This window comes from Streptomyces sp. NPDC037271 (assembly GCF_055603605.1).
On record NZ_JBVJVN010000013.1, the window covers coordinates 131,574 to 153,771 of the forward strand.

The window sequence follows — 22,198 nt, forward strand, 5'->3', positions numbered from 1 at the left end:
CCGGCGCGCTTCCGGGTTCTCGACGTCCACAGCACCCTCGTCGCAGCCGACCGTACCGGCGGCCAGGGCGGCCGTCTCCGCGCGGCCGAGGACCGGGGCCGACGCGGCCTCGGGATCCGTCCGTCCGGGGATCCCGGAACGCCGGTGGGCGGGCGGCGTCGCGGGGGAGGATGGCGGGCATGACGGTTGAAGGCTCCTCCATCGACTCCACCAGGCCCAGCATCGCCCGCGTCTACGACTACCTGCTCGGCGGCAAGGACAACTACGCCGTGGACCGGGAGGTCGGCGACGTGTTCTTCCGGGACCTCCCCGGTTCGGTGGCCATCGCCTTCGCCAACCGCGCGGCCCTGACGCGGGCGATCGCGCAGATCGTGACGACCACCGGCATACGGCAGTTCATCGACCTGGGCAGTGGTCTGCCGACCGCCGACAACGTCCACCAGGTCGCGCAGCGGCACGCCCCGGAGTCCCGGATCGTGTACGTCGACAACGACCCCCAGGTGCTGGTCCACGGCTGTGCGCTGCTGGAGCAGAACGACCGGACCCGGGTCGTCCGGGCCGACGTACGCGACCCCGAAGGCGTCCGCACCCACCCGGACACCCTGGATCTGATCGACTTCGACCGCCCCGTCGCCGTCGTCCTCAGCGCCATCCTCCACCACGTCAACGACGAGGAGGACCCGGCCGGGATCGTCCGCCACTGGCGCGACCACGTGCGCTCCGGGAGTCACTTCTTCGTCAGCCACTTCCGTTCCGGCGACAACCCGGAGACCGCGGAGGCCGAGCGGGTCCTCCAGCAGACCTTCGGCCGCGGCCGGTGGCGCACCGACGAGGAGATCGCCTCCCTGCTGGACGGCCTGGAGACCCTCGACCCCGGGATCGTCCCCGCGCCCCTGTGGCGTCCCGACACGGCCCCCAACCCGTGGAACGCCGGCGGCACGGAACGGGAACTCAGCGTCTGGGAACGCCTCATCGTCGCCGGGCTGGCCCGGAAGGCGTAGTGCCCCGGCAGGCGACGAGGGCCCGGTGAACACCTCCCCGCGCCTTCAGTCCTTGCGGATCGCCGCCTCGATGTGGTCGAGCTGGGCGGCGAGGATCTCCTCGAACGCGGCACGGCGATCCGCCCCGAGGGGACGGACGTCGCGGGCGAAGTGGGCCAGGGCCGGGAAGCGTTCGGGGTCGGCGCCCAGAACCGCGACGCGGAACAGTTCCATGGCCTGTTCGTACTCTCCGGGCGCGACGGTGCTGACCCCGGCCTCGGAGGCGATCAGCGCGGCGATGAGGACCGCCAACCGGTGGTAGCGCACCGGGATCTCCTCGTCGGGCAGTCCCGACGCGCGCAGGGCCAGCAGGACCTCTTCCATGACCAGCCGGGAACCGGTGCCGGATGAGGCGTAGCGCCCCCAGACCGCGGCGAGCTGGGGCTGCCGGCCGAAGGCCTCTCTGAGGCGCAGGGCCAGGGCGGTGATGCGCTGCTTCCAGTCGCCCTCGGGGCGGTGGCCGTCCATCGCGGCCAGGAGGATCCGGTCGGCGACCGCGCGCAGCAGTTCGGTCTTGCTGCGGAAGTGCCGGTAGAGGCTGGAGGAATCCGTCCCGAGGGCCGCGGCCAGCTTGCGCACGCTGAACGAATCCGCGTCGCTCGTGCGCAGCAGCTCTGCCGCCGCTTCCAGGATCTCTTCGGTCGTCCAACGCCTTCGACCTGCCATCTCGCTCCTCTCACCGGATCTCAGCCTATCTGTGCACTTGGTGATGCACGCACCGCGTGCATAATGAGGACATGAGTATGCCGGGCGGGTCGGCATACCACTCGTGCCCGGTTGTCCGGGTCAGGCGACCGACGCGGAGCTCACCCCGGGCAACACGAAAGGACGCATGACGTGAAGAACCCACTGGATTCCGCGGCGCTGGACGCCGCCATCGAAAACGTCCACCGCGCCGGGATGCCGGGCCTGTTCGCCGAGGTGCGCGACGGCGACCGGGTCTGGCGCGGAGCCGCCGGGGTCGCCGATGTCGCCACCGGCCGCCCCGTCACCGCCGGCATGCGGCACCGCGTCGGCAGCATCACCAAGACCTTCACCGCCGCCGCGGTGCTGCAGCAGGTCGAGAGCGGTCGGATCGGGCTCGACACACCGATCGGCCGCTACCTTCCGACGCTGGTTCCCGGAGAACGCGGTGACGCGATCACGGTCCGGATGCTGATCAACCACACCAGCGGCCTCGCCGAGTACCTCCCGTACGCCTACCCCTCCCTCAAGGCGTACCCCGTCCTCGCGGACACCGGACCCCAGAGCCTGGACGACCACCGGTTCACGCGGTTCGACCCCACCGAACTGATCGAGATGGGGGTCACCGCACCCGCCGTCGGCGCCCCGGGCGGCACTCCGGGCGTGTACTCGAACACCAACTACCTGCTCCTGGTCCAACTCCTGGAACGGGGGACCGGCACCACCGCCGAGCACTGCATCACCCGGAACGTCATCGAGCGCGCCGGGCTCCAGGACACCGAGCTGCCCACCGGACCGTACGTCGACGGGCCGCACTCGCAGCTCTACGAGGCGTGGTTCGGCATGATCGACCCACCGCGCGACTACAGCGTCTACGACATGTCCTGGGTGGGGCCGTCGGCCTCGCTGATATCGACCGTCTCGGACCTCAACCGCTTCTTCGGCATGCTGCTGGCCGGGGAGATCGTCAGCCCGTCGTCGCTGGCGCAGATGCGGCGCACCGTCCCGGTCGTCTCCCAAGAGGGAAGGACGATCGACTACGGCCTCGGGCTGCACCCGATGGAGGGTCCCGGTCAGGGCACCTTCTGGGGCCACGGCGGCACGGTCTGGGGCGGTGGAGCGCTGGCCATGATCCGTGCCGACGGCAAGCGGCAGATGGCGGTCGCGGTGAACCTGCAGAGGTGGAACAGGCTCGACTCCTCCGGCAAGCCGCAGCCCCATCCCATCGACGACGCGCTCGCGGCTCTGTACCGCGTGGCGATGTACGGCTGACCGGGCCGCCCGCCGAACCCGCCGGCTGCTCCCCTTCCTCTTCCTCCTCGTCCTCGTCGAGACCGCCCGCATCCGGGTCGCGCAGGGGGCGCAGGCCGTCGCCGGCCGGAGTGGAGGCGCGGAAGCCGTAACGGCCGGGCACGGTGAGGTGCGCGTGCTCGAGCGAGGGAACGCCGGCGGCTGTCCGAGCGGCGGCGGGAAGGGACGGGCCGTGCTGGAGCGGGTCGCCGGCGGGCGCCACGCGGCCTCCGACGGCCCGGTCTCCTGCTCGGACGGCCCGGCCGCCCGCATCCGCACCGACCCCCGGCGCCGACGTCAGCCGTGTTGCAGACCTCTCTCGGACGCGCCCGTACAGAATCCGTCCGTACGGAACACGCCCCTCGCTTTCCGCCCGTCCGAAATGACACGTACCGTCTCCACCCCGACTCGGCACCTCTTCCCCCGCGCCCCGTACCGGCGCCCCACCGGCGTACAGCACCCCGTCGTACAAGCGTCGCCGCTGGTGGCGGGACCGGTGCAGCCACAACGCTGAGCCCATGCACAGCTTCCCTTCCCCGCTCCCTCCCGCCCGCCCCGCGGACACCGCCGAGTTCGCGATGGCCTTCACCTCCACCCCGAGAGGCGCTCGGCTGGCCCGGCTGTTCGTCTCGCACTGCCTGGACGCCTGGGGGCACCCGTACGACAGTCACGTCAACGAGACACTGAGCCTGATCACCGCCGAGCTGTGCGCCAACGCCGTCCGGCACGGACGCATCCCCGGCCGGGACTTCCACGTCCGGCTGGCCGCCGAGGCGGACGGCGGGCGGCTGCGCGTGGAGGTCTCCGACACCCGCGCGGAACGCCGGCCCGCCACCACGCCCGCGGACCCCGGCGCCGAGTCCGAGTCCGGCCGCGGCCTCCTCCTCGTCACCGCCTTCGCCGACGCCTGGGGCGTCACCGACCGCCGTGGCGGCCCCGGCAAGACCGTGTGGGCGGCGGTGGGCACCGCGCCGAAGAGCCGCTCCGGCGTCCTTCGGCAGGCACCGGCCGGAACGCCCCACCGACCTGCCACCGAACCCGCGACGACCAGCCGCGCGTCGACGGGAACAGCTCACCGGACCGGCGGTGGCGAACCGTGGACGCGTCGTCGGTGACCCGGCCTGATCCGCTCCCCGTGCCGGGCCGCCCCGCACCGGACCGCACGCTCACCGCCGCTCGGGCCGCTCACGGAGGGGACGGGGAGGCCCGGGCCGGATCAGACGCCGGACAGGGTTGTCGCCACCGACTGGAACCAGGCTCCGTAGGAAAACGGCTCCGGCGGTCCGACCTCCATGCCGAGTTCCGCGGCTGCCAAGGCGTAGTCCCCCTCGTCCAAGGGGAGGGCGAGCAGCTCGTGGAGTTCGCCCACGAGGCGTGCGACCAGGTGGGGGTCGGTGGTGGCGGCGTAGTCGGCGACGGCTGCTTCGTGGTCAGGGAACTCGTCGACGACGTCCTGCGAGAACCAGCCGCCCAGCAGTTGCGCCGTTTCCGGGAAGCGGGCGTGCCACTCCCAGTGCGTCTGCGGAATCAGAACGAGTCGAGGCTGCTGCGCGGGTGGGCGGGGGCGGTCGTCTCCGGGTTCGGTGTCGACAGCTTGTCGACCTCGCTGTGGATGTCCACCGGAATGCTCCGCAGCCGGGCCATCACGTCCAGTTCCCGCTCCGTGAATCCGTCCCGGCTCAGGCGTACGGCCTGCTCGAGGTGCCGGATCACCTCACGGATGCGCACGGCGTCCTCGGCCGCCGCCCGGTGGAACTCCCGGTACGCCGTCGCCGCCGGTCCCCGCCAGCCCGCCTCGATGCTGTCGACGATCGCGTCCATGCGCTTGCCTGCTTGTTCAGGTAGTCCTGCATGTCGTCGAGGTCATCGGCCAGTTTGGTGAGGTCCCGGCTCGACACCGCCAGGTCGACACCGTCCTCCCGGCCCGCGCCGTCCCCCTGCACGCCCATGCCCTGTACCTCCGCCCCCGTGACCTCAGCATGACAATGCCGCGTATATGCAGTGATCCTAACCACGCGCTTTGCCGGGGCCGGAGTCCGGGATCCGACCAGGTGGATATCGATGTCCGAGGTGGGCGGTATTTTTGACGCTGATCGTCACGGTGCCTTCGCCGGCTGTCACGGCGTCGCGTGCCCGGTGGTCGCGGTAACCGTCCTGCCCGGAAAGGTCCTCGTGAAGCCCACCCTGGCCGCCGCGCAGCTCCGCGGCAGTCTGACGCAGTACCTCACGACGACGTACGCGCTGGCCGACGAGGACACGCGGCGCGCGCTGGAGCGGTTCCTGGGGGATCCGGAGACGGGCATCTTCCGGGGGCCGTACCTGCGGATCAGGACGCCGTTCCACCCGGCCGGGGAGGGGTGGCAGGACGCGCTGGAGTGGCGGCCGTCGTTCACGCCGTGGCGGCACCAGGCGAAGGCCTGGGAGCGACTGAGCACGTACCGAAAGGCGGCCGAGCCGACGCTCGTGACGACCGGCACCGGGTCGGGCAAGACGGAGTCGTTCCTGATCCCCGTACTCGACCACTGCCGGCGGCAGAAGGCGCTGGGGCGGCGCGGGGTGAAGGCCGTGCTGCTGTATCCGATGAACGCGCTCGCCACCGACCAGGCCGGCCGTATCGGCGAGTACCTGGCGCAGCCGGAGCTGGCGCAGGTGACGGCCGGTCTCTACATCGGCGACAGACCGGACACGGACTTCCGGCGGGTGATGACGCGGCGCGAGGAGATGCGCCAGGCGCCGCCGGACGTGCTGATCACCAACTACAAGATGCTGGACCTGCTGCTGCAGCGGGCCGAGGACCGGCCGCTGTGGGAGGGCGCGGACCCGGCGTACGTCGTGCTGGACGAGTTCCACACCTACGACGGCGCGCAGGGCACGGACGTGGCGATGCTGCTGCGGCGGCTGGCGTCGGCCGTGGGCGTCTCGAAACCGGAGCGGCCGCTCGGGTCGGTCTGCCCGGTGGCGACCTCGGCGACCCTCGGCGAGGGCGGGGGCGACGGCAGTGGCATCCTCGCCGTCGCCGAGCAGGTGTTCGGTGTGCCGTTCGGTCCGGACGCCGTGATCGGCGAGGAGCGGCTGAGCGCCGACGACTTCACCGGCGACATCGACTACGAGCTGCCCGAACCTCCCGACCCCAAGGAGGTCATCGAGGTCTCCGGCGGGCCGGGCGTGCAGTCCGACCCGGACCGGCTCGACCTGGACGGGCTCGCCGAGCGGCTGCTGGGGCGGCGCGGCCTGGACGCGTTCCGGCTCGGGCGGCTGCTGAAGAAGCACGACTTCACCCACGGGGTGCTCGCGCTGCTGAACGGCGATCCGCTCGACGAGTGGGGGCTGCGGGACCGCATGGCCCGCTTCGGGTACGCGTGGGCGCGCACCGCGCGGGAGAACCCCCGCCTCGCGCTGGAGGCGCTGTCGCGGTTCGTGGCGCTGCTGTCGTCCGCGCGGGACCCGGAGTCCGACGAACGCCGGCCGCGTCCGCTGCTGCACATCGAGGCGCACCTGTGGGTGCGACCGGTGGGGCGGGTGCTGAGCGGGGTGGGTGCCCGGCCGGAGTTCCGCTGGTACGAGGACGAGCGGACGCTCGCACGGCGCTCCGCGCTGACCGCGGCGTCCGCGTCCGAGGAGTCGTCCGACGGCGACGAGTGGCCGTCGGCGGACTCGCGGCGGCCCGAGGCGCTGCCCGGTTCGGACACCGTGCAGCGGCCCGCCCAGGCCCACCTGCCCGCGGTCTACTGCCGCGTGTGCGGCCGTTCGGGGTGGGCGGCGCTGTCCCCGGAGGCCGATCCGCAGAAGCTGGAGAGCAGCCCGCCGAAGATCTGGCAGGCCGCCGTCGGGCGGGACAAGCGGCGGCTGCGGTACTTCGTCTCGGCGACGCCGGCCGAGGCGCGGGACGCCCTCGCGGCGCTCACCGGCAGCGCGCCGAAGGCGGCGGGCGACGTGGACCCGCAGTCGGTGGTGGTGCTGGACGGGGCGCAGGGCACCTACCGGATGCCCGTCGCCGAGGACGCGGAAGGGCTGCAGGACGCCTGGTTCGCGCGGGCCGTCCTGGACAAGAAGACCGCCGACCGGGCCGCCAAGGACGACACCTGCCCGGCGTGCAACACCGAGAACGGCATCCGGTTCCTCGGCACCGCGCTCGCCGCGCTGGCCTCCGCGACGGTCACCCAGCTGTTCACCGGCGGCCAGGAGATCGCGCTGGCGCCGGAGGAGCGCAAGACGCTGCTGTTCAACGACTCCACGCAGGACGCGGCGCACCGCGCCGGGTACGTCGCCAACGCCTCGTACAAGTTCTCGCTGCGCTCGCTGCTGGCGCACCGGCTGGACGACTCCGGTACGCCGCTGCCGCTGAACGACCTGATAGGCGACGTGCTGGACTCCGTGGACGACCCGCAGACGCTGGCCGCGGTCGTCCCGCCGGACCTGCACGACGAACCGGGCGTGGACCGGCTGCTGTCGGGACGCGGCACCGGGGACGCGCGGACCTGGAAGCTCATCGGGGAGCGGCTCGCGTTCGCGACCGTCATGGAGTTCGGGCTGCGCTCCCGCCTCGGACGCACCCTGGAACTGACCCGGACCACGGCCGCGGAAGTCGTGATCGCCGAGCCGGACCGTGTCGTCGCGCTCGCCCGCGACCTGCACCTCACCCTGCCGGGCCAACTGGGCCTGGACGGCGGCCTGCCCACACCCGACCGGTACCTGGCCTACGTGCGGGGGCTGCTGGAGCGGATGCGGCTGCGCGGCGGCGTCCGGCACCGGTGGCTGGACACCTGGATCAGGGAAGCCGGCGTCAACCAGTACCTGATCTCCGGGCAGCGACCGGAGGGGATGCCGGCCTTCCCCGAGGGGTACGTGGCACCGCCGAGGTTCCTGCTCGCCGGACCCAAGGAGAAGACGAAGTTCGACACGATCACCGGGCGGGGCAACTGGTACCAGGACTGGACGCGGCGCTGCCTCGGCCTGGACGCGGCGCAGGCGACCGAGTACCTGCGCCGGCTGCTGCCCGTCCTCGCGGACGAGGGCGTGCTGTCGGCGCGCACCGCCAAGGACCGCACCACCCGCGTGTACGGGCTCCAGCCGGGCCACATCCACGTGCGGCTGCTGGCGGACGACCTGGTCAACAAGGCGTTCGTGGCCTGTGAGGAGTGCGGCTGGCAGCAGGTGGTGCCGCCCGAGCGGCGCACCCGCTGGTACGGGCACCCCTGCCCGCGCTGGCGCTGCACCGGCGTCCTCACCCCTCCCCAGAACGGCATGTCGTCGACGGGGGCGGGCAGCGGCGGCTTCGGCGGGAAACTGGAGCGCGACTACCGGGAGGACTACTACCGGCGCCTGTACCTGACCGGCGGCACCTACCGGGTCGTCACGGCCGAGCACACCGGCATGCTGACCCGGCCCGAACGGGAGCGCGTGGAGCGGACGTTCCGGCAGGGCACCCACTACACCGACCCCAACGTGCTGTCCTGCACGCCCACCCTGGAACTGGGCATCGACATCGGCGACCTGTCGGCCGTGCTGCTCGGCTCGCTCCCGGGCGGCCCCGCCAACTACGTGCAGCGTGCCGGGCGCGCCGGGCGCCGGACCGGCAACGCCCTGGTGGTCGCCTTCGGCGGGCGGCGGGCCCGCGACCGGTACTACCTGGACGACCCGACCGAGATGATCGCCGGTGACATCGTGCCGCCGGGCTGCTACCTGTCGGCCGTGGAGATCCTGCGCCGCCAGTACACGGCGCACCTGCTGGACCGGGCGGCGCGCGGCGAACTCACCACGGCGGACGGCGAGCCGCTGATGCCGGTGCCGCGCCTGTCGTCGGCGCTGTTCGGCACGTCCGGCTGGTGCCAGGACCTGTCGGACGCGGCGCTCACCCACGGGGCACGGCTGGTGGAGGAGTTCCTGGCGCTGTTCCCGCAGGCGCCGGACGGTGGCCCGGACGACGACCGGGGGGTGTCCGCGCACGCCGCGGACGAGCTGCGCGCGTACGCCACCGGCGGCATCGCGCGCACGCTGGCCGAGGCCGAGGAGGAGTGGACGGCACGCCGCGAGGAACTGCGCCGCCGCATCGCCGCCATCGACACCGCGGTGGACGGGCTGCTCGCCGAGGACCGCGAACAGGGCGCCGAGCGGCGCGAGCTGCTCGCGGAACGGCGTGCCACCGGCGAACTGCTGCGCCAGCTGAGCCAGACCGGTGCCCACGGCTCCCTCGTCGAGCTCGGCCTGCTGCCCAACTACAGCCTCACCGACACCACGACGTCCCTGGAGGCCACGCTCTACTGGAAGGAGGCCGCGGGGAGCGACGAGGGCGCTCAGGCACCGGAGGGCGACGACGAGCGCCGGGAATGGGTGTACCGCAGCGAGACGCGCGACTACGAGCGGTCCCGCAAACTGGCCCTGACCGAACTCGCGCCCGGCAACAGCTTCTACGTCAACGGCTACCGGCACGTCGTGCGCGCCCTCGACATCGGCAGCCCGGAGCGGCGCGCCTGGGCGGTGTGGCGGCTGTGCCCGGCGTGCGGGTACGCGCGCACGCACGGCGACCCGAAGAACGACACCTCGCCGTGCCCGCGGTGCGGCTCCCGGGAGATCGCCGACGCGGGGTGCGTGCACCACGTGCTGGAGCCCCGGCGCGTGACGTCCCGGGACAAGCGGGACGACGCCCGGGTGCGGGACGACCGCGACGAGCGGGACCGCAGGCGGTACGCGGTGCTCACCACCGTCGACGTCGACCCGGCGCACCTGGCGGCCGGATCGTGGCGGCACGACAGCGCGGTCTTCGGCGCCGACTTCACCCGCAGGGCCGTCGTGCGCACCCTGAACCTGGGCATCGACCGGCAGGACGGCAGCAGCACGGTTCCGCTGGCCGGGGACGACGTACGCCTCAACCCGTTCTACGTGTGCACGAGTTGCGGCGGCGCCACGGCCGACGGGCGGCCGGTCGTCGACCAGTCCCAGCACGCGCTCACCGCCTCCCTCGCCCACTCCACCCGGGCCAGCGCCCACCACCAGCTGTGGTGCCCGCGCCGACGGGTGCGTGGCAGCGGGGAGGCGCAGGGCGCCGGAGAGGACGTACCGCTGCTGCTGGCGCACGAGCTGACCACGGAGGCCGTGCGCATCCTGCTGCCGGCGTCCGTGGCGCGGGCCAAGGAGCGGCTCGCCTCGTTCACCGCCGCGCTGTTCGCGGGCATAGCGGCCCGCTACGGCGGCGACCCCGACCACATCGACATCACCGCCGCGTCCATGCCGGACGGCGAGGACCGCGACTGGCCGCGCCGGTTCCTCGTGGTGTACGACCGGCTGCCCGGCGGCACCGGCTACCTGCACCGCCTGGCGACCTCCGACGGCTTCCGCGAGGTCCTGCTGAAGGCCCGCGAGGTGATCGAGAACTGCGGCTGCCTGGAGAAGGGCCTCGACGGCTGCCACCGCTGCCTGCTGCGCCGCGTCCCGCCCGCCGACTACGACAGGGTCAGCCGCAACGAGGTCCGGCAGATGCTGGACGAACTGCTCGGCGCGGACGGCGAGCGCTGGTCCACCTCCCCCGTCGCCACCACCCAGCACATCCCGATGCACCAGCAGGCCGAGAGCGACCTCGAGGTGCTGTTCATCGACACGCTGCGGGAGTGGGCCGCACTGCCCGAGAGCCGCGCCAGCGGCGACGCCTACATCACCCCGGCCGGCACCCACGCCCTGGACCTGCGGCTGACCGCCGCCGACGGCACCACGCTGAGCTGGCGGGTGTCGCAGCAGCGGGTCCTCGACGGCACCCGCCCCGACGTCCTCTTCGAACGGGTCGACGCGCCCGGCCCGCGCGTGGCGCTCTACCTGGACGGCTACGAGTTCCACGCCGGCCGGGAACACAACCGGGTGGGCGACGACGCCGACAAGCGCACCCGGCTGCGCGCGGAAGGCCTCAGGGTCTTCCAGCTCACCTACGGCGACGTGAGCGACTGGCGGCGCCGCGTCCGGGACACCGGCTCCTCGGGCGCGGGACCGGCCGACCCGGTGTGGGAGCCGTACGGCGACGCGGCCCGCGACAAGGCACGCGGCTACTACTCCACCGTGCGGGGCGGGCTGCCCGGGGAACTCGCGGAGACGGTGTGGGTCAACCCGGCCGTGCAGCTCGTCGAGTACCTGCGCAGGCCGGACGCGCAGCGCTGGCAGTGGCGGGCGGAGGCCGCCCTGGCGGGCTTCATGGGCACCCGGACCCGCCCGGTCGCCCTCACCCCCGAGGTGCTGGGCGGACAGCTCACGGCGGCGCTCCGCGGCGGGACACCGGCGGGCCCGCGTGGCCCGGTGCAGCTCTTCACGGTGACCGACCGCTCGGAGCTGCCACTGGTCTTCGCCGCCGACGGCCGGGCCAAGCCCCCCGCGTGGACAGGCATCATCCTCCTCGACGACGCGCCCGGCGTCCACGCCCGGGAGGAAGCGCACAAGCGGCGCTGGCGGGCCTGGCTGTACTGGTCCAACCTGCTGCAGTTCCTGGACACCGGGGGCGGCGACGCCGTCCAGCTGACGACCGGCCGTCTCGACGGGTTCCCGGTGGAGACGCTGGCGGTCACGGGCGGCAGCGGCGTCCTGGAGAGCGTCCGCCTCATGCTCGCGCCGGCCGAGACCACCCCGCAGGCTCCCCCGGCTGTGGCCGAGGTGTCCGTCCCTCCCGTCCGGGACACGGCCTGGGACAAGGTCATCGAATACCTCGACCCGGACGAGCCCGGCCTGCTCGCGCTCGCCGAGACCCTCGCCGCGCGGGGCGTTCCGGTGCCCCGGGACGGCTACGAACTCGACGCGCACACCGGCTGGCAGGCCGAACTGGCCTGGCCGGACGCACGCGTCGGAGTCGTCCGAGCCCCGAACCCACCGGAGGGCGAGGACTTCGACGCGGAGGCCGCCGACCGGGACCGCGACTTCGCCGCGGCCGGCTGGGAGGTACGGACCGCCGCCGACTGGACGGCCGACGCCCTCGCGGGCCGCCTCGGCCACCACCCGTCAGACGACACCACCACGGACAACGGGGGGAACGACAAGCCGTGACCGGCAAGAACGTCACACTGCGCCTGCTCGACAAGGCGGACCGGGAGATCCTCAAGCTCCCCCGCCCGGTCAAGGGCGCGATCTACGACTTCCAGCACAAGTTCAAGACCAACCCCGACTCCGCGGGCCTGCGTCTCAGGCAGTTGCAGGGGCACGACAAGCTGCACTCGGCGCGCGTCAACGACGAGTACCGCGCGCTGCTGCTGCGGCTGGCCGACGACGACTGGCTGATCGTCTCGGTCAAGCACCGCAAGGACGTGTACGCGCACCTGGACCGGCTCACCTACTCGGTCAACCGCGTCACCGGCGGCATCGAGTACGTGGACCTGCAGGTCGTGCAGGAGGAGGTGCTCAGCCCCGCGGCCCCCCAGGCCGCCCCGCCCGCCGAGCCCGCCGAGCCCGCCCGTCCCGCCGAACCGGCCGCTCCGGAGCCGCTGTTCACCAAGTGGTCGGAGCAGCAGCTCACCGACCTGGGCGTGGCCCCGTCCCTGGTGCCGGTCGCCGCCGCGCTGACCACCGAGGACCAGCTCCTCGGCCTCGTCGAGTACGCGCCGCAGCTCACCGGCGAGGTGCTGCTGGCGCTGTACGACGGCAAGGCGTACGACGACGTCCTGGAGCAGGTCACCGCGCCCGTCGCGGCGTCCGACCCCGTCGACCCCGAGGACTTCCGGGCCGCCGCCGAACGTCCCGCCACCATCGTCACGACGACCGACGACGCGCTGCGCGAGGCGCTGGAGGGCGAGGACTTCGGGCGCTGGAAGGTGTTCCTGCACCCCACCCAGGCCAAGCTGGTCACGCGGGACTACAGCGGTCCGGCGCGGGTGGGCGGCGGGCCCGGCACCGGCAAGACGATCGTGGCGCTGCACCGGGTCAAGCACCTGGTGGAGCGGCTCCCGGCCGGCCGGACCAAGCCCGTCCTGCTGACCACGTACAACAAGAACCTCGCGGCGGACCTGCGTTCGCGGCTGCTCGCCCTGGGCGGCGAGACGCTGCTGTCGCGCGTCGAGATCAGCCATGTCGACCAGCTGGCGCTGCGCACCGTCCGGGAGGCGGAGCCGGGCAACCGCAAGCGGATCGTCGACGAGGCGCAGGCGGTCCGCGAATGGCGCTCGCTCCTCGACGAACTCGGCGAGGACGGCTGGGACGCGGAGTTCCTGCACGACGAGTGGACCCAGGTGATCCTCGGCCAGGCGGTCACCTCCCGCACGGACTACTTCCGTGCCCGCCGCGCCGGACGCGGGCGCACGGTCAGCCGTGCCGAGCGCGCCGAGATCTGGCAGCTCGCCGAGCGGTTCGCCCAGCGCCTGGACCGGCTCGGAGTGCAGACGTGGGACCAGATCGCGGAGCGGGCGGCGCAGCTGGAGGCGGGACGCGCCCGGCGCATCCAGGACGTCGAACGCCGACGGGAGGAGGGGGGCGGCCTCGACAACGTCCACGTGGCCGACGGTTCGGGGGGCTGGCTGCGCTACCGGTACCGGCACATCGTGGTCGACGAGGCCCAGGACCTGCGGCCCGCGCACTGGAAGATGCTGCGCGCGATGACCGCCCCGGACCGCAACGACCTCTTCCTGGTCGGCGACACCCACCAGCGCATCTACAAGAACCAGGTGACCCTCGGCAGCCTCGGCGTCAACATCCGCGGCCGGTCGTCGAAGCTGTCGCTGAGCTACCGCACCACCCGGCAGATCCTGCGCTCGGCGCTGAACGTGCTCGGCGAGGAGAAGTACGACGACCTCGACGGCAGCGCCGAGACGCTGGCCGGGTACCGGTCCGTGCTCAGCGGCGCCGTCCCGGACCTGCACCGGCTGGCCGACTGGGCGGAGGAGCGTGAGGCGATCGCCGCGCTGATCGAGTCCTGGGGGGAGGTGCCGTACGAGCAGATCGGCATCGCCGTGCCGACCAACGACATGGCGCGCGAGGTCGCGTACACGCTGCGGGAGCACGGCGTCATGGCGCTGGAGATCGGTCCGGACGGGCCCCTCGGCGACAGCGGCGTCCACATCGGCACGATGTTCCGGTTCAAGGGGCTGGAGTACCAGCGCATGATCATCGCCGGGGTGACCGACGGGCTCGTGCCGCGCGCGGACGTCCAGCGGCGGCGCGCCACGGACCCGGCGCGCCACCGGACGGAGATGCTGCGGGCCCGGTCCCTGCTCTTCGTGGCGGCCACGCGCGCCCGGGACAGCCTGGACGTCTTCTGGCACGGGGAACCGAGCCCGTTCCTCCAGGAACTGATGGAGGTTCGGCCGCCGGTCGCGGCGTGACCCGCTCCGGGATCGTGCCGCGGTCGGCCTCGGCTAACGCGGCATGACGGGCGCTTGCGGCACGAGGAACGGCCGCCGGGGGTCCTCCGGCGGCATCCTGCGGGTCGCGAGCGCCGGTTCGGGAGGCGGCAGGTACGGGGCGAGGGCCGCGTACACGTCCGCCGCACCGCCGGGACGGTCCTCGGCACGCTTGGCGAGCAGGGCGTGCACCAGGTCCTGCAGGGCGGCCGGGGCGTCGACGCCGCCGTCGTCGAGGCGGGGCGGGGGCGCGGTGAGGTGCTGGGTCACCGTCTCGGCGGGGCCGCGGCCACGGAAGGGAGGGTGGCCGGTGAGCATGTGGTGCAGCAGGCACCCCACCGCGTACAGGTCGCTGCGACCGTCCAACGACCTCTCGCCGGCCAGCAGTTCGGGCGAGGCGTAGGCGACGTTGCCGAGCGTTTCGCCGGTCATGGTGAGCTGTGGGTCGGTGTCCGAGAGGACCTTCACGAGACCGAAGTCGAGGATCTTCACCAGGCCGCTGGTGCGGACCATGACGTTCTGGGGCTTGAGGTCGCGGTGGACGAGGCCGGCGGCGTGCGCGGCGGAGAGGCCCGAGCACAGTTGCGCGGCCACGGAGACCGCGGCGGGCACCGGCAGGCGCCCGTCGTCGGCGCCGTCGACGACGTTGTCGAGGGTCGTTCCGTCGACGAGCTGCATCACCAGGCAGCAGACGTCCTCGGTCACGGCCGCGTCGTACACGGTGGTGAGGTTGGCGTGGTCCAGACGGGCGGCGGTCTTGGCCTCCCTCTCGAAACGCGCCAGGGCGGTGCGGCGCCAGTCCGGCAGGGCGAGCAGATCCGCGGCGACGGTCTTGACCGCGACGGGACGCTCCAGATACACGTCCGTCCCTTGCCAGACGTGCCCCATCGCCCCTCTGCCCAGAATCCGGTCCAGCCGGTACCTGCCTCGCAGTACCTTGCCGGCAGCGAACTGCTCCACGTGCACTTCCCTCGTGAGTCCCCAGCGGTGTGTCGGCGCCTGGACCGCCCGGCCGAAGGCCCGGAGCCGTCGGCCCGCACGGAAGAAGTCAACCAGCCCCGTGCGCGGACCGGAAAACCCAGGAGCGACGGACCCCGTACGGGCCCCACGGACGTGACGCCATGCAGACATGAAGGACGACGCCATCGACGCGGTCGTCGCCCGCCTCACCAAGGCGTCCGTGGCTGCGGCCGGAGCCCAGGGGTTCGTCACCGGGCTTGGAGGCTGATCACCGCAGGCGTGACGATCCCCGCGAAGGTGGCCGCGTCCTTCACCGTCAACATGAGGAGGGCCGATGCCATCGCGCATCTCCGGGAATGGGACATCCGCGATCCGCCCGTGCGGACCGCCGTGCTGCTCGCGATCGGGATGAGCGCAGCACGCCCTGGCGACCTTCGCATTCTTCCTCTTCTCGACCTAAGGAACCCAGCGCGCTGCGATCACGCTCGCCAGGGGATTCCCGGTCTTGGGAGGCCTTGTCGGAGGGGCCGGGGACGCGGGAGCGACCGCTGCCATCGGGCGGGCCACGGACAAGGCCCTGCGCGGCGACACCCTGCAGGCCGAGGAGCCGGTGCAGGGGTGTGTACCGACCAGTCCGCTCGGAGGGGCTGTGCCCAGGAGCGAGTCACACCACTCGCTCGCCGGCCACACCCCCTCCCCGAGGCGTCACACATCACCAATCACCCTCGGTGACACGAAAAACGACCGATGGCCCCGACCGCTACGGTCGGGGCCATCGATTGAGCGATGCTCTTGTGTCCGAGGGGGGACTTGAACCCCCACGCCCGATAAAGGGCACTAGCACCTCAAGCTAGCGCGTCTGCCATTCCGCCACCCGGACTAGGTGTTTGCCGCCTGTGCGGGCTGTTCCCCGCGGCGACATGGACAACCATACCAAGCTTTCGCAGTGCCTTTCACCTGCGTTTCCTTCCCCCACCCCGACCCCGCCCCCTCGCTGGCCCTCCCTCTGGGCGGCGGTCGGGGACCGGCGGACCCGCCACCCCCAGGGCCGCACCGGGAGCAGCCGAACGGTCACCCACAGCCCGCCTGGGCGTCGGAGAACAAGAGCAGCACGCCCGGCCCCCCGCCTCTTGAGCGAGGGGCTGACCTGACGCGGCTTCCTCGCACGGACCGGGCGGCCCTTCCCTCAGCTCACGGGAGAAGCCGCCCGGTCCGTGTGCCGGGTCAGCGGCGACGCTTGCGCAGGGCCGCCAGGTTGTCGTAGCTGATCTTGGCCTCCCGCAGCGACTGCGCGGGGTCGGTGGCGCTCGGGGAGTTGTCGTCCTCGATCATCGGGTTGTGGTAGTTGCGCTGTCCGACCCGTGAGAAGAACGTCGTGTAGTCGATGACGCCGGTCCCGAAGGGCACCATGTCGTATCCCATGCCGTTGGTCGTGCTGACGACGCCGTCCTTGGCGTGGAACAGCGGGTAGCGCTTGTTGTTGCGGGCGACCAGGCCGGCCGGGTCGAAGACGTTCTTCCGGGTGGAGCCGTCGTGGGCGGTGTACGTGTGGAACTTGTACTGGGCGACGTGGGCCCAGAAGATGTCCATCTCCAGCCAGACGGCCTTCGGGTCGGTGACCTTCAGGAAGTACTCCAGCTTCCGGATGCCCGAGCTGCGGGTCGGCCGGCCCTGGTCGTCCAGCGGGCCGCCGTCGAGCAGGAAGCCGTAGGCGCTGTCGTGGTTGTGGGTGTAGAGCTTGACGCCCTCACGGCGGGCTATCGCACCGAGGGCGTTCCACTTGTCTGCGGCCACGTCCCAGTCGGCGCGGTACGAGCTGCCGGTGGGGTCACCACCGGTGCCCATGTGGTCCAGGCCCAGGATGTTGGCGATCTCCAGTTGCTTCTTGAAGGTGTCCTTGTCCGCCGTGGTCAGCGGCCAGGAGGACGGGATGAAGCCGTGGTTGCCCTGGGCGCGCAGACCGTATGCGTCGAGCCAGCGGCGCAGCAGCCTGGCACCCTCGATGGTGCCCAGGTCGGCGCCGCCGGGGGCGTTGGCGTGCTGGCGGTAGCCCGCGAACTCGACCTGGCGGTAGCCGTGACGGGCCAGCTGCTTGAACACCTCGCGGAAACCGGAGGGCAGGTCGGTGGTGAGGGGGTCGCGGCCGGTGGCGTCACGGACGGTGTAGAGGATGATGCCGCGCTTGTGCGCCGGGACGAGGACGTGCCGGCCGTGACCCCCGTGGTCGCGGTCGCGGTCGTGGTCTCTGCCCCGGTCGTGGGCGAGGGCGGGGGCGGCGCCGAAGACGGGGGCGGCGACGGCTCCGGCCGCCACGGCGGTGCACGTGCTGAGGAAGCGGCGCCGGTCCACGCCGAGGGTGCGGCGCAGGCCTTCGCCCGGGCCGCCGACAGCGGCCGGGTCCGTGGTGGCGTCGGTGCGGGAGGGGTCGGAGAACGGAGTCACGGTGCCTGCCTTCTGTGTCGTGGCCTGCCCTGATGCGGCTGGGACAGGCCGTTGTCAGTGCCGTGTGTTTCACTCTCAGTAGCTGGATCTCGGCAGGCTGTGCCTGGTGGTGCGTCAGCCGAGTCCGGCGAGCCGGAGCAGGAGTTGTTTCACATCGGTGGCCGCGACGCGGTCTCCGACAGCGCGGGGGGTGGAGCAGATGAGGAGCGGACCGTCGTCGTCGCTCGCGGGGAGGCGGCCGTGGCTGCCCCGAATAGGTGAGGGGTCCAGGGGCACGACCGCCATGCGGTAGCGCATGCCCAGCTTCTTGCGGGCCAGGGCGGTGGCCGCCTTGACCTTGACGTAGGGATCGAGGGGGTCCATGAACAGCTCGACCGGGTCGTAGCCGGGTTTGCGGTGGATCTCGACGAGCTGCGCGAAGTCGGGCGCGCGGTCGTCGTCGAGCCAGTAGTAGTACGTGAACCAGGCGTCGGGCTCCGCGACGGCGACGAGTTCGCCGGCGCGGGGATGGTCGAGGTGCTGGGCCTTCTTGCCCTCGTCGTCGAGGAGTCGCTCGATGCCGGGCAGTCCGTCGAGGGCGGCACGGGTGGCGTCGATGTCCTCGGGGCGGCGGACGTAGACATGGGCGATCTGATGGTCCGCGACCGCGAAGGCGCGGGAAGCCATCGGGTCGAGGTACTCCATGCCGTCCTGGGTGTGCACCTCCAGCAGTCCGGCGCGGCGCAGGGCGCGGTTGATGTCGACGGGCCGGTTCACGGGGGTGATGCCGTACTCGGACAGCGCGACGACGGTGCGGCCCTCTGCGCGGGCGTCGTCCAGGAGCGGAGCCAGCGCCGCGTCCAGGTCTGCGGCGGCCTTCAGGGAGCGGGGGTCGTCGGGGCCGAAGCGCTGCAGGTCGTAGTCGAGGTGAGGGAGGTAGCAGAGCGTCAGGTCCGGGTGGCGCGTGGCCATGATGTGCCGGGTGGCGTCGATGATCCACTGGCTGGAGACCAGGTCCGCTCCGGGTCCCCAGAAGTGGAAGAGCGGAAAGGTGCCGAGCTTGCCGGTGAGTTCGTCGTGCAGGGCCGGGGGCCTCGTGTAGCAGTCGGGTTCCTTGCGGCCGTCGGCGTAGTAGACGGGACGGGGGGTGACGGTGATGTCGGTGTCGGCGCCCATGGCGTACCACCAGCAGATGTTGGCCACGGTGTAGCCGGGGTGGGCGCGGCGGGCGGCGTCCCAGAGCTTGTCGCCGGCGACGAGTCCGTTGTGCTGGCGCCAGAGCAGGACGTCGCCGAGCTCGCGGAAGTACCAGCCGTTGCCGACGATGCCGTGCTCGGACGGGTGGGTGCCGGTGAGGAAGGTGGACTGCGCGGCGCAGGTGACGGCGGGCAGGACGGTGCCCAGAGGGGCGCGGGAGCCGGACTGGCCGAGCTTCTTGAGGTGGGGCATGTGATCGAGGAGACGGGGGGTGAGGCCTACGACGTCCAGGACGAGGAGGGGGGTCGGGCCGCCGGAGGGAGCCGGGGCGCCGGAGGGGACCGGCCCATCGGAGGGAGCCGGACCGCCGGAGGGAGCCGGACCGCCGGAGGGAGCCGGACCGCCGGAGGGGACCGGACCGCCGGAGGGGACCGGTGTGTCGGAGGGGATCGGTCGGGTCATGGCAGTTCCTTCAGTCCGAGGTCCGTCAACAGATCGCGGGCGAGGGTCAGCTCCGCGGCGATGCCGTCGGTGAGCTGGGCTCGGGCGCGGGGCCGCAACTCGGGCGGGAGGGCCTGCCACGTGTAGGTCTCGACCTCCAGATGGCGGGTGAGGGGGTGCGGACCGCCGACCAACCGGGTCAGCGCGGCCTTGAGCACGGGAAGCGTGGAGGTGAGGGGCGCGGCGGGGGCCGCGTGCAGCGGGACGTGGAAATGGGCGCGCCATGGCGCGGTGTCGGGCAGGGAACCGCCGTCCGCCAGGGCCTCGTCGAGGTCGTCGGTGCCGTGCAGGACGGCGGTGCGGGTGGTGTCGGCGGTTTCGGAGGCATCGGCGGTGCGGGAGGCGTCGGCGGTGCCGGAGGTCCGGGTCTGGTGCAGGAAGCGGGGTTCGGCGAAGGCGGCGAGGGCCTCGCGGACCTCGGGAAGGTGGGGCTGTTCGGCGTGCAGGGCGGCCGACAGCTGGGACTTGACGATGGGCACACCGGCCGCGGCGACGGCGTCCAGGGCGGTGTGCGGGTCTTCGAAGGAGGTGGCGAGGTGACAGGTGTCGACGCAGATGCCGATGCGGTCGTGGGCGATCGCGGTCAGCGGGGCGATGGCGTCGTGGGTGGTCTCCACGATGCAGCCGGGTTCCGGTTCCAGGCCGATGCGGATGGAGCGGCCGGTCAGGTCCTGAAGGGCGTCGAGGCGTTCACCGAGGGTGACCAGGGCGGTCCGGGCCTTGTCGGCGCGTGTCTCGTCGTAGGCGGTGCGCCAGGCGAGCGGCAGGGTGGAGATGGTGCCCTCGATGACGTCGTCGGGCAGGAGGCCGGCCAGGAGCCGGGCCAGGAAGGTGGTGTGGTCGAGGCGTTCGGGGTCGGCCCAGTCCGGCTTGTAGACGCGGTACTTGACCTCTTCGGCGCCGAATCCCTCGTACGGGAAGCCGTTGAGGGTGACGACCTCCAGGCCGCGCCGGTCGAGTTCGGTGCGCAGGCCGCGCAGCGCGGAGGGATCGGTGCCCAGGGCGTGGGCGGCGTCCCGGGCGAGCCACAGCCCGATGCCCAGGCGGTCGCGGCCGAGCCGGCGCCGGACCGGCTCGCAGTGGTCGCGGAGCTGGGCGAGGACGCCGTCGAGGGTCTCGGCGGGGTGGACGTTGGTGCAGTAGGCGAGGTGGACGGTGGAGCCGTCGGGGTGCCGGAAGCGCATGGCTCACTCCCCGCCGCGCAGGATGGAGTTGCCCTCGTGCGTGGCGTCGGCCGAGGTCACCTCGAGGCTCAGGCGTCCGCTGAGTCCGTAGAAGGCGACGGGGTTGCGCCACAGGACCAGGTCCACGTCGTCGTCGGTGAAGCCCTCGGCGAGCATCAGGTCGCCGACCTTGCGGGTCTTGAGCGGGTCGCTCTTGCCCCAGTCGGCGGCGGAGTTCACCAGGACCCGTTCCGGGCCGTACTCGCGCAGCAGGGCGACCATGCGTGCCTCGTCCATCTTGGTGTCCGGATAGACGGAGAAGCCGAGCCAGGCGCCGCTGTCCTTGGCCTCCTTGACGGTGGTCTCGTTGAGATGGTCGACCAGTACCCGCTCCGTGGGCAGCGCGGATTCGCGGACCACGTCCAGGGTGCGGCGCAGGCCGGCGAGCTTGTCCCGGTGCGGGGTGTGCACCATCGCCGGCAGACCGTGGTCGGCGGCGAGCTGGAGCTGGGCGGACAGGGCGGTGTCCTCGGCGGGCGTCATCGAGTCGTAGCCGATCTCACCGACCGCCACGACCCGGTCCTTGACGAGATAGCGGGGCAGTTCGTCGAGGACGGGGAGGCACCGTGGGTCGTTCGCCTCCTTGGGGTTGAGCGCGATCGTGCAGTGGTGGGCGATGCCGTACTGGGCGGCGCGGAAGGGCTCCCAGCCGAGCAGGGCGTCGAAGTAGTCGCGGAAGGAGGCGGGAGAGGTACGGGGCTGGCCGAGCCAGAAGGAGGGCTCGACGACGGCGCGGACACCGGCGGCGTGCATCGCCTCGTAGTCGTCGGTGGTCCGGGAGGTCATGTGGATGTGGGGGTCGAAGATGCGCATCAGGACTCCTTGCCGTGGGGGCCGACCGCGCCGCGCGAGGGACGCGCGGCTTCGGTCAGGGCCAGGACGCGGTGCAGGTCTTCGGGGACCGGGCGGCCGGCGGCGGTGCGTTCGGCGGCGTAGTCGGCGAGCATGCGGGCGAGTTCCCCGTCGGCGCGGGCCCGCCGGTCGAGGTCTGCCACCCGGTCGACGGGGACGCCGGTGAACAGGCACTTCAGTACGGCGTGCCGCCACTGGTGCGGGTCCAGGTGCCCGGCGGCGTACGGGCCCAGGGCGGCGGCGACCAGACGGGTGTCGTTGGTGCGCAGGGCGTCCTCGACGAGCGGGAGGGCATCGGGGCCGGGCACCAGGTGGGGCAGCGCGTGCAGGACGGCGCGGCGTTCGTCGGCGGTGCCCTGGGAGTAGACCCGGGTCAGGGCGTCGATGCCGGGGCGGGCCGCGTGCAGGACGAGGACGCGGGCGGCGTCGGCGTGGGCGGGACCGCAGCGGCGGCCGGCCTCGGCGAGGCGTAGCTCCCACACGGAGATGGGGCCGTGGGCGTCGGGGTGGGCGGCGGCGGCCTCGTCCAGGGCCTGGTCCAGCCAGGCGCGGGCGGCTCCGCCGAGTTCGGCGGTGAGGGCGGCGCGCAGTTCGGCGGGCGGGATGTGGGCGGGGGTGATGCCCTGGGACTGGGGCTCCTGCCCGGCGGGGGTGCCGTCCGCGTCGTGGGTGACGGGGGTGCCGTCCGCGTCGTGGGTGGTGGTGATGTGGGCGGCGTGCGGCTGCGTCATGG

The 22,198-nt window shown here is 72.6% G+C and carries 13 protein-coding genes, 1 tRNA gene and 1 pseudogene; 5 read left to right on the forward strand and 10 right to left on the reverse strand.

Going from position 1 to position 22,198, the window contains the following annotated elements:
- Nucleotides 1-170: 170 nt before the first annotated feature.
- Nucleotides 171-1,001 carry an SAM-dependent methyltransferase gene (locus ACZ7G3_RS22510; RefSeq protein ID WP_470927853.1) on the forward strand — a complete coding sequence of 277 codons (831 nt, stop codon included), beginning with the start codon at nucleotides 171-173 and terminating at the stop codon, nucleotides 999-1,001.
- A 45-nt stretch (nucleotides 1,002-1,046) separates the two neighbouring features.
- Here ACZ7G3_RS22510 and ACZ7G3_RS22515 read toward each other — a convergent pair whose 3' ends face one another.
- Nucleotides 1,047-1,706 carry a TetR/AcrR family transcriptional regulator gene (locus ACZ7G3_RS22515; protein WP_470927854.1) on the reverse strand — a complete coding sequence of 220 codons (660 nt, stop codon included), beginning with the start codon at nucleotides 1,704-1,706 and terminating at the stop codon, nucleotides 1,047-1,049.
- A 171-nt stretch (nucleotides 1,707-1,877) separates the two neighbouring features.
- On the opposite strand from ACZ7G3_RS22515, the gene ACZ7G3_RS22520 reads away from it, so the two are divergent.
- Both ACZ7G3_RS22520 and ACZ7G3_RS22525 read left to right on the forward strand, forming a co-directional pair.
- Nucleotides 1,878-2,996, forward strand: coding sequence for a serine hydrolase domain-containing protein (locus ACZ7G3_RS22520; protein ID WP_470927856.1), 1,119 nt, complete (start codon nucleotides 1,878-1,880; stop codon nucleotides 2,994-2,996).
- A 536-nt stretch (nucleotides 2,997-3,532) separates the two neighbouring features.
- On the forward strand, nucleotides 3,533-4,129 hold the full coding sequence (locus ACZ7G3_RS22525; RefSeq protein WP_470927857.1) for an ATP-binding protein: 597 nt from the start codon (nucleotides 3,533-3,535) through the stop codon (nucleotides 4,127-4,129).
- A 101-nt stretch (nucleotides 4,130-4,230) separates the two neighbouring features.
- Here ACZ7G3_RS22525 and ACZ7G3_RS22530 read toward each other — a convergent pair.
- Both ACZ7G3_RS22530 and ACZ7G3_RS22535 read right to left on the reverse strand, forming a co-directional pair.
- Nucleotides 4,231-4,539: pseudogene (locus ACZ7G3_RS22530) on the reverse strand (contact-dependent growth inhibition system immunity protein); the annotation flags it as partial.
- Nucleotides 4,540-4,541: 2 nt separating this feature from the next.
- The gene (locus ACZ7G3_RS22535; RefSeq protein ID WP_470927859.1) at nucleotides 4,542-4,835 is read right to left on the reverse strand and encodes a WXG100 family type VII secretion target; all 294 of its coding nucleotides are present in this window, start codon (nucleotides 4,833-4,835) and stop codon (nucleotides 4,542-4,544) included.
- 351 nt (nucleotides 4,836-5,186) lie between these two features.
- Here ACZ7G3_RS22535 and ACZ7G3_RS22540 point away from each other — a divergent pair, with 351 nt between their 5' ends.
- The gene (locus ACZ7G3_RS22540; protein ID WP_470927861.1) at nucleotides 5,187-12,029 is read left to right on the forward strand and encodes a DEAD/DEAH box helicase; all 6,843 of its coding nucleotides are present in this window, start codon (nucleotides 5,187-5,189) and stop codon (nucleotides 12,027-12,029) included.
- Nucleotides 12,026-14,293: a UvrD-helicase domain-containing protein gene (locus tag ACZ7G3_RS22545; protein ID WP_470927863.1), complete on the forward strand. Its 2,268-nt coding sequence runs from the start codon at nucleotides 12,026-12,028 to the stop codon at nucleotides 14,291-14,293. The genes ACZ7G3_RS22540 and ACZ7G3_RS22545 overlap by 4 nt, the downstream gene beginning before the upstream one ends.
- Before the next feature lie 33 nt (nucleotides 14,294-14,326).
- Here the strand turns inward: ACZ7G3_RS22545 and ACZ7G3_RS22550 are convergent, their stop codons facing one another.
- The 7 genes from ACZ7G3_RS22550 to ACZ7G3_RS22580 form a co-directional block, all read right to left on the reverse strand.
- Nucleotides 14,327-15,271, reverse strand: coding sequence for a serine/threonine-protein kinase (locus ACZ7G3_RS22550; protein ID WP_470927865.1), 945 nt, complete (start codon nucleotides 15,269-15,271; stop codon nucleotides 14,327-14,329).
- 795 nt (nucleotides 15,272-16,066) lie between these two features.
- Nucleotides 16,067-16,151: transfer RNA gene (locus ACZ7G3_RS22555), tRNA-Leu, on the reverse strand.
- 344 nt (nucleotides 16,152-16,495) lie between these two features.
- On the reverse strand, nucleotides 16,496-17,713 hold the full coding sequence (locus tag ACZ7G3_RS22560) for a sugar phosphate isomerase/epimerase family protein (RefSeq protein ID WP_470927867.1): 1,218 nt from the start codon (nucleotides 17,711-17,713) through the stop codon (nucleotides 16,496-16,498).
- Between the two features lie 114 nt (nucleotides 17,714-17,827).
- Nucleotides 17,828-19,180, reverse strand: a complete 1,353-nt coding sequence (locus ACZ7G3_RS22565; RefSeq protein WP_470927950.1) for a nucleotide pyrophosphatase/phosphodiesterase family protein — start codon at nucleotides 19,178-19,180, stop codon at nucleotides 17,828-17,830.
- 167 nt (nucleotides 19,181-19,347) lie between these two features.
- Nucleotides 19,348-20,574, reverse strand: coding sequence for a metabolite traffic protein EboE (eboE, locus tag ACZ7G3_RS22570; RefSeq protein WP_470927869.1), 1,227 nt, complete (start codon nucleotides 20,572-20,574; stop codon nucleotides 19,348-19,350).
- Between the two features lie 3 nt (nucleotides 20,575-20,577).
- Nucleotides 20,578-21,426 carry a TatD family hydrolase gene (locus tag ACZ7G3_RS22575; RefSeq protein WP_470927871.1) on the reverse strand — a complete coding sequence of 283 codons (849 nt, stop codon included), beginning with the start codon at nucleotides 21,424-21,426 and terminating at the stop codon, nucleotides 20,578-20,580.
- Nucleotides 21,426-22,196, reverse strand: a complete 771-nt coding sequence (locus ACZ7G3_RS22580; RefSeq protein WP_470927873.1) for an EboA domain-containing protein — start codon at nucleotides 22,194-22,196, stop codon at nucleotides 21,426-21,428. The genes ACZ7G3_RS22575 and ACZ7G3_RS22580 overlap by 1 nt, the downstream gene beginning before the upstream one ends.
- Nucleotides 22,197-22,198: the final 2 nt, after the last annotated feature.

What these genes read in the sequence shown, in the direction of transcription:
- ACZ7G3_RS22510 (WP_470927853.1), top strand. Translation starts at nt 171, where the DNA reads ATGGCGGGCATGACGGTTGAAGGCTCCTCCATCGACTCCACCAGGCCC.
- ACZ7G3_RS22525 (WP_470927857.1), top strand. Translation starts at nt 3,533, where the DNA reads ATGCACAGCTTCCCTTCCCCGCTCCCTCCCGCCCGCCCCGCGGACACC.
- ACZ7G3_RS22535 (WP_470927859.1), bottom strand. Translation starts at nt 4,835, where the DNA reads ATGGACGCGATCGTCGACAGCATCGAGGCGGGCTGGCGGGGACCGGCG.
- ACZ7G3_RS22515 (WP_470927854.1), bottom strand. Translation starts at nt 1,706, where the DNA reads ATGGCAGGTCGAAGGCGTTGGACGACCGAAGAGATCCTGGAAGCGGCG.
- ACZ7G3_RS22580 (WP_470927873.1), bottom strand. Translation starts at nt 22,196, where the DNA reads ATGACGCAGCCGCACGCCGCCCACATCACCACCACCCACGACGCGGAC.
- ACZ7G3_RS22575 (WP_470927871.1), bottom strand. Translation starts at nt 21,426, where the DNA reads ATGCGCATCTTCGACCCCCACATCCACATGACCTCCCGGACCACCGAC.
- eboE (WP_470927869.1), bottom strand. Translation starts at nt 20,574, where the DNA reads ATGCGCTTCCGGCACCCCGACGGCTCCACCGTCCACCTCGCCTACTGC.